This is a genomic window from Dietzia sp. Cai40 (assembly GCF_014145165.1).
GTDB lineage: Bacteria > Actinomycetota > Actinomycetes > Mycobacteriales > Mycobacteriaceae > Dietzia > Dietzia natronolimnaea.
Map to the genome: position 1 here is coordinate 1 of NZ_JAALEB010000374.1, position 5,680 is coordinate 5,680.

General features: G+C 70.6%; 4 protein-coding genes and 1 pseudogene. 3 read left to right on the forward strand and 2 right to left on the reverse strand.

The window, feature by feature from the left end; all coding sequences use genetic code 11:
* On the reverse strand, positions 1-2,341 hold a 2,341-nt coding region (locus G6022_RS13750; RefSeq protein ID WP_182691787.1), incomplete at its 3' end, for a fatty acid synthase subunit beta domain-containing protein.
* Between the two features lie 318 nt (positions 2,342-2,659).
* Positions 2,660-3,154 (reverse strand): hypothetical protein, encoded by a 495-nt coding sequence (locus G6022_RS13755; protein ID WP_241731224.1) that lies wholly within the window; start codon positions 3,152-3,154, stop codon positions 2,660-2,662.
* Positions 3,155-3,324: 170 nt separating this feature from the next.
* Here G6022_RS13755 and G6022_RS13760 point away from each other — a divergent pair, with 170 nt between their 5' ends.
* The 3 genes and pseudogenes from G6022_RS13760 to G6022_RS13770 all read left to right on the forward strand — a co-directional run.
* On the forward strand, positions 3,325-4,944 hold the full coding sequence (locus tag G6022_RS13760; protein WP_182616459.1) for a sodium-dependent transporter: 1,620 nt from the start codon (positions 3,325-3,327) through the stop codon (positions 4,942-4,944).
* Positions 4,945-4,947: 3 nt separating this feature from the next.
* Positions 4,948-5,085 (forward strand): methionine/alanine import family NSS transporter small subunit, encoded by a 138-nt coding sequence (locus G6022_RS13765; RefSeq protein ID WP_179524862.1) that lies wholly within the window; start codon positions 4,948-4,950, stop codon positions 5,083-5,085.
* Between the two features lie 167 nt (positions 5,086-5,252).
* A pseudogene (locus tag G6022_RS13770) lies at positions 5,253-5,680 on the forward strand (alpha/beta hydrolase); the annotation flags it as partial.

The window sequence follows — 5,680 nt, forward strand, 5'->3', positions numbered from 1 at the left end:
GGATGGTGGGGTCGAGCCAGACCGAGCGGGCGCTGTCGGCGGTCGCCTCGGAGGCGGTGCCGGCGGCAGGCGCGGAGGCGAGCGACAGCTCGGCGAACCTGCGCAGCCACTGCTCGTAGGTCATGGTGTCGAGGTCACCGAAGTACGGCTTGGCGGTGCCGTTGATCGCGGCGATGATCTCGTCGCGCCGCGCGGCCACGGCCTCGGCGTCGCCGGCGACCTCGTCCAGCAGTCGCCCCGTGCGGGCGGCGGTGTTGTCGATCTCGTGGATGTCCGCGCCGAGCTGGCTGCGGCCGGAGGCCATGCCGCCCTCGGCCTGGCCGGCACCCACCCAGTGGTCCACGCCGACGGTGTCCACGAGGAGCTGCTTGACCTGCGGGCTGGTGGTGGCCTCGAGCGTCGCCATGGCGGCGGTGCCCACGAGGATGCCGTCGACGGGCATGGCCGGGTAGCCGTGGGCGTTGGCCCAGGATCCGGTGAGGTAGTCGGCGGCCCGCTCCGGGGTGCCGATCCCGCCGCCGACGCACAGGACCACGTTGGGCCGGTCGCGCAGCATCGGGTAGGTGGCCAACAGGAGCGAGTCGAGGTCCTCCCACGAGTGGTGTCCCCCGGCCCGGCCGCCCTCGACCTGGACGATCACCGGCATGTGCGGGACCTCGGCCGCGATCCGCACGACCTGGCGGATCTGGGCGACGGTGCCCGGCTTGAAGCTCACGTGGCGCAGTCCCGCCTCGGTGAGCTCCTCGATGAGGGCCACGGACTCGTCGAGCTCGGGGATGCCGGCGGTGACGATCACCCCGTCGAAGGGGACGCCCGCGGCGCGGGCCTTCTGGACCAGTCGCTTGCCGCCGACCTGCAGCTTCCACAGGTACGGGTCGAGGAACAGGGAGTTGAACTGCGCGCTGCGGCCGGGCTCGAGGAGCTCGGTGAGGCGCTGGGTGTTCTCGGCGAAGATCGGCTCGGTCACCTGACCACCGCCGGCGAGCTCGGCCCAGTGGCCGGCGTTGGCCGCGGCCGCGACGATCTCCGGGTCCACGGTGGTCGGGGTCATCCCGGCCAGCAGGATCGGCGAGCAGCCGGTGAGGCGGGTGAACGAGGTCTCCACGTGCACGCTGCCGTCGGGCAGGGTGATGAGCTGGGGCTGGTACGCCGTCCACGGGCGCTCGATCGACGGGGTGGCACCCGGCGTGAAGAGGTTGCGCAGCCCGCCGCGGGTGGCGGCGGCGACCACACCGACGCCCTGGCCGCGGACCACCGAGCGGTTGAGGCGGGTCAGGGCCTCGCCCGGGCCCATGTCGAGGATCCACTCCGCGCCGGAGTGCAGGGTCTCGGCCATCTCCTCGACCCAGTCGACGGGCTCGGCGAAGACCTGGCGGGCCAACGCGGCCGCGCGGTCGGCGTCCAGGCCACAACGGGCCGCCCAGTCGGACACGATGTCCACCGCGGGGGCCATCGCGGGATGGTGGAAACCGACCTCCACCTCGAGGGGGTCGAAGACGGGGGCGAAGACCTCGCCGCCGGTGAGCTTGGCCTCGCGACGGCGGCGGGACTCGGCCTCGAGGTCCGCGCAGTGACGGCGCAGGTCCTCGAGATCGTCCGGACGGCCCACCACGACGTGACGGCGCTGCGCGTTGCGGATGGAGACGGTCGGCCGCAGTGCGGGGTCGACCGCGGAGAAGACCTCGTCGACGAGGGCGCGCAGTCGCGCGCCGTCGATGCCCGACACGCCGACCATGGGGCTGGCCTCGCCACGGCGGAACAGGCCCGTGCGGCGACCGATCAGGGTGGCGGCGGCGCCGATGAGCTCGGCCATCGCCAGGAGGCGGTCGTCGATCGACCCGAAGGTCTCGACCGATTCCACGGCGAGGATGCCCTGGGAGTGTCCGACCACGGCGGCGGGGGCGGTGTCGTTGACGTCGAAGCCCTCGGCGGCGAGCGCGCGGACGGCGCCCACCTGGGTGAGCAGGACGGCCGGCAGGGAGACCGCGGCGGAGGAGAGCGACGCCTCGTCGGGGAGGTCACCGTGGTCCTCGTCCTCGCCGGTGGTGGTGTTGGCCCACTCGATGGGGCGGAAGCCGTGGGGGCGGACCACCGCGATCTCGTCGTGGACCGGCTCGGTGAGGGCGACGGAGGAGTCGACGAGGTCCTGCAGTTCGGGACCGATCCCGGTGCCGTCGATGAGGTCGCTCAACGCGTCGCGCCACGCGATCCCCTGTCCCCCGAAGGCGAGGGCGTAGGCGGTGCCCTCACGCAGGTCGTCCGCGAGCGCGCGGGCCTGGCGGCGGGCCGCGTGTCCGGTCTCGAGCGGGCGGGGTGTGAGGTCGCGGTCGTCGATCGTCACGTGTGGAACTCCTTGGCAACTTCGTCTGGGACATCTCCACGCCGAGACCAGTTGCTGGTCCGACGCAGGGCACAGACTGCCACAGGAAGTTGAGGGGGCCCTCAGCTTGAGGGGGTACGGCCGTCCGTTCGGGGGTTACCCGAGGGGGCCGACGCGTGAGCCCGATCACAATACGGAGCTGATGGTTCCCTCATATACACAGGTGAGGGGCACCTCAGGTTTCGGGGTACCCATGTTACCGAATCGTTATCTCGTTCTCAGGGGTGATCCGCCCGACGACGGCGTGTCGCCGTCGCCTCCCACACCCCGGCACAGCCGTCAGGCGCCGCACCGGAGAACGGCCATCATCTCGGCGTCGAGACCGTCGGTGGGGCACAGGTCGACGGCCAGACGGCGCGGCCCGGACGACCACTCGACGTGGGCCGTCCGGACCTCGTCGCCCACGGCGATCGTGACCAGTCCGCCGATCCCCGGTTGCTCGTCGGGCGCCAGGCCCCCTCGTCCGACCGTCTCGACGGCGGTCACCTCGGCGACCGTCGCCGGACCCGGAGCGGGGATCAGACGCACCTGCACCCTGGTGCCGTCGAACGCGCCGACCCAGGCCGCCAGCATCCCCGTCCCGTCCGCGCGCAGGTCGAGGGTGTACCCGTGAGCGAACCACGACCCGGTCTCGCGGACCACCTCGGCGGGAGAGGGCACGGGGGCTGCCGACGTCGGGGTGGCGACGAGGGTGGACACCCCCGCCATCGACGCCACGAGCGCGGCCGCGGCCAGCGCGCGTCCCGCCCTCCGTCTCACCTGCATTGTCCTCATGAAGTCACTGTAGTCCCGCCAGTAACACGATCAGGTGCCACGAATGCGTCGAAATGGTCACCAAAACCCCAACCCGCCGACTAGATGTTGGGAGTTGTGGGGACCACACCTATCGTCGTTCCGTCACACCCGGCGGATCCGCCGCCCGATCGCCCGACAAGGAGCCGACCATGACCAGCCCGCCCACCCAAGGTGGGGTGACACCGAGAGAGACATTCTCCCGTCGCTCCGTCTTCGTCTTCGCCGCAATCGGCTCCGCCGTCGGCCTCGGCAACATCTGGCGTTTCCCCTTCGTCGCGTACGACAACGGTGGCGGCGCCTTCCTGCTCCCCTACCTCGTGGCACTGCTCACCGCGGGTCTCCCGCTGCTGTTCTTCGACTACGCCATCGGGCACCGCTTCCGCGGTTCCGCCCCCCTGAGCTTCCGACGGATGAACCGCTTCGCCGAGCCGATCGGCTGGATCCAGGTCCTGGTGTCCTTCGTCATCGCGGTCTACTACGCGGTGATCATCGCCTGGGCGGCCTGCTACGCGTGGTTCTCCGTCGACGAACGCTGGGGGCAGACGTACGAGGAGTCGGCCACGTTCTTCGCCGAGGACTTCCTCCGCGCCGGCAGCGGGTTCGGGATCGACTTCGTCCCGGGCATCGCGCTCGTCCTGGTGGTCGTGTGGATCGTCACGCTCGGGGTCCTGCTCGCGGGCGTCCAGAACGGCATCGGCCGGACCGCGCTGCTCTTCGTCCCGCTCCTGGTGGCACTCTTCGCCGCCCTCGTCGTACGTTCGCTCTTCCTCGACGGCGCGATGGACGGCCTCAACAACTTCTTCACCCCGGACTGGGGCGTGCTCACCGAGCCGAGCGTGTGGATCGCGGCCTACGGTCAGATCTTCTTCTCCCTCTCGGTCGGCTTCGGCATCATGCTCACCTACTCGTCCTACCTCAAGCGCAAGTCCAACCTCACGAGCTCCGGCCTGGTCGTGGGCTTCTCCAACTCCGCCTTCGAGGTCCTCGCGGGCATCGGCGTGTTCGCCACGCTCGGCTTCCTCGTCTCCACGTCGGCGGGCGCGGGCTGGGAGGACGTCGGCGGCGGTCCGGGTCTGGCGTTCATCGCCTTCCCGGCTCTGATCTCGCAGATGCCCGGCGGCCCCATCTGGGGCGTGGTCTTCTTCATCTGCCTCATCCTGGCCGGCATCACCTCGCTCATCTCCATCGTCCAGGTGGTCATCTCGTCCTTCCAGGACAAGATGGGCAGCAGCCGCACCGTCTCGGTGCTGGCCGTGGGCATCCCGATGGCGGTCGCCTCGATCCTGCTCATGCCCACCGAGACCGGGCTGCAGAACCTCGATGTGATGGACAAGTTCGTCAACAGCCTCGGCATCGTCGGCATCACCCTCATCGCCCTCATCGTGGTGATCTTCGTGATGCGGCTGGCCCCCACACTGCGCGACCACCTCAACTCGGTGTCCTCGTGGAAGGTCGGCACGTTCTGGATCGTCTGCCTGGCGGTCATCACGCCGATCGTCCTTGGATACGCCCTGATCCGCGAGATCATGTCCCTCGTCTCCGAGCCCTACGAGGGATACGACGCCGCCATCCTGGGCGTCTGGGGCTGGGGCATGATCGGGACCATCCTCGTCCTGTCGATCGTCCTGTCGGCCCTGCCCTGGCGGGGGGCCCGCCAGCTCGACGGGCCGCCGAGCGTCGACGACGACCCGAGCGACTACAGCTACGAGGAGGGACTCACCCGTCCCGACGAGAACCCGGCTCCCACCCACACGCCCAAGGAGGCCTGAGCCATGGACGCTCCCGCGATCATCATGATGGTGCTGTTCCTGCTCGTGATCTGGGGCGGACTCGTCGCCAGCATCGTGCACTACGTCGGTCACCCCGACGACCCGGAGGGGGCCACAGCCCGTCCCGCGCGCGAACTCTGAGCTCGCGCCGCACGACCTGATCGCCGGCCCCGGCGTCCGCACACCACAGCGGCGCCGGGGCCGGGGTCGTCGAGGCGACCGGACCCGTGACCTCTTCGTGTTCCGAACAGCCCTTCCGGGCACGTCTGATCTGCTATTTTCGCACGATCGACCGACCGGGACCCGCGATGACTCCTCCTCCTCGACCTCCGAACCGACCCCTGTGGCTCGTCCTCGCCGCGGTCGCGGCAGCGATCGCCGTGGCCGGTCTCGTGACGGGCGTGGTCCTGCCCCGCGGCCCGGTCACCACAGTCCACTCCGTGACGATGCTGCTCGTCTGCCTCGGACTCGGCGCCGCGGCAGGCGCTTTCTCCGCCACCCGCTGGGTCACGCTCGTGGCACCGGTCGCCTTCCTGACCGCCTTCGAACTGGCACGGATCCCGGCGCAGGGGCCCACTGTCGACGCGGTCTACCTCGGCAGCATCTACGGGGCGATGGCACTGGTGGTCGGGCGGGGCTTCGACCTGCTGGTGATGGGTCTCCCCCTGGCGGTCGGCGCCCTGTGGGGGGCCGCGGCCGGCCGTCGGCGACGCGCCGTCACCGGGCCCCGGCGGTC